General features: G+C 67.3%; 2 protein-coding genes. Both read left to right on the forward strand.

Going from position 1 to position 1436, the window contains the following annotated elements:
• The first annotated feature begins 10 nt into the window (after positions 1–10).
• Positions 11–787 (forward strand): adenosylcobinamide-GDP ribazoletransferase, encoded by a 777-nt coding sequence (gene cobS / locus EN925_RS35655; RefSeq protein WP_024501377.1) that lies wholly within the window; start codon positions 11–13, stop codon positions 785–787.
• 52 nt (positions 788–839) lie between these two features.
• On the forward strand, positions 840–1436 hold a 597-nt coding region (locus EN925_RS35660; RefSeq protein WP_206633123.1), incomplete at its 3' end, for a nicotinate-nucleotide--dimethylbenzimidazole phosphoribosyltransferase.

Here is a 1436-nt window from a genome sequence, read left to right on the forward strand (position 1 = left end):
GGGCTAGAGCATGAAATTCGGGAATCTGGCCCTCTCACCACGACAGGTCGTCGACGACATCGCGCTCTGCCTGGTCTTCTTCACCAGGCTGCCGCTGCCCGTCTTCGATTTTCGCGGCCGCAGCCTTGCCGCGGCGATCTGGGCCGCCCCCATCGCCGGTCTCGTCGTCGGCCTGATCGGCGCCATCGTTTTTGCCACGGCGGAACGGTTCGGCCTTGCCATGGGGCCGGCGGCCGCACTTGCCCTTGTGGCAACCCTGCTCACCACCGGCTGCCTGCATGAGGACGGCCTGTCCGACGTCGCCGACGGGTTTGGCGGCGGCAAATCGCGCGGCCGCAAACTTGAGATCATGCGCGACAGCCGCATCGGCGCCTATGGTGCGGCGGCGCTGGCTCTGTCGCTGCTGGTCCGCTGGAGCGCGCTGTCGGAGTTCGTCGATCCCACACAGGCCCTGTTTGCCCTCCTGGCCGCACACGCGGCCTCGCGCGGCCTGCTTGGCGCTTTCATGCATCTCTTGCCTCCAGCGCGCGTCGACGGCCTCTCGGTCGACGCCGGCACCGTGTCGCAGGAAACCGCCATGGCCGGCGCCTTGCTCGGCGCGATCCCGCTTCTCTTGCTCGGGCTGGGCGGCGCCGTCTTCGCGCTGATCCTGCTTGGCCTGCTGTTTGCCGCATTCCGCGCCCTTTGCTTCAACCAGATCGAGGGCCAGACCGGCGACACGATCGGCGCCTTGCAGCAGGCAAGCGAGATCGCGGTGCTGCTCGTCGCTTCCGTAGCGCTTTCCTGATCCCTTTGGCCTGATCCCCATGGCCTGATTCCTTTTCGGAGACTTTGCCCCCATGTCCTTCAAGTCCCTTAGTGAATTGCGCGCCGCCTGCCTCGACCTGCCGGCTGGCAGCGATGCCGCGGCCAATGCGGTCGCACGCCGCCAGGACACGCTGACCAAGCCGCAAGGCAGCCTCGGCCGGCTCGAGACCATCGCCGCGTGGCTGGCGCGCTGGCAGGGCCGCGACATGCCGAAACTCGACCGCGTCAAGGTTTTCGTCTTCGCCGGCAACCACGGCGTCACCGCGCAAGGTGTGTCGGCCTATCCCTCGGAAGTCACCGTGCAGATGGTGGCGAATTTCGCTGGCGGCGGTGCCGCCATCAACCAGCTTGCCCGCATAGCCGGCGCCGAACTCGACGTCATCCCGCTCGATCTCGACCATCCGACCGGCGACTTCACCCAAGGTCCGGCAATGGACGAAGCGCCCTTTCTGGCGGCGGTCTCGGCCGGCTATGATGCGGTGACGAAGGATCTTGACCTTATCTGCTTCGGCGAGATGGGCATCGGCAACACCACGCCGGCGGCTGCCATCTCAGCAGCCCTGTTCGGCGGCGGCGCGGAAAAGTGGACAGGGCGCGGCACCGGCGTCGATGACGCCGGCTTGAAGCGC

The organism is Mesorhizobium sp. M7A.F.Ca.US.006.04.2.1, from assembly GCF_004022915.1.
Taxonomy (GTDB): Bacteria; Pseudomonadota; Alphaproteobacteria; order Rhizobiales; family Rhizobiaceae; genus Mesorhizobium; species Mesorhizobium ciceri.

What these genes read in the sequence shown, in the direction of transcription:
- cobS (WP_024501377.1), top strand. Translation starts at nt 11, where the DNA reads ATGAAATTCGGGAATCTGGCCCTCTCACCACGACAGGTCGTCGACGAC.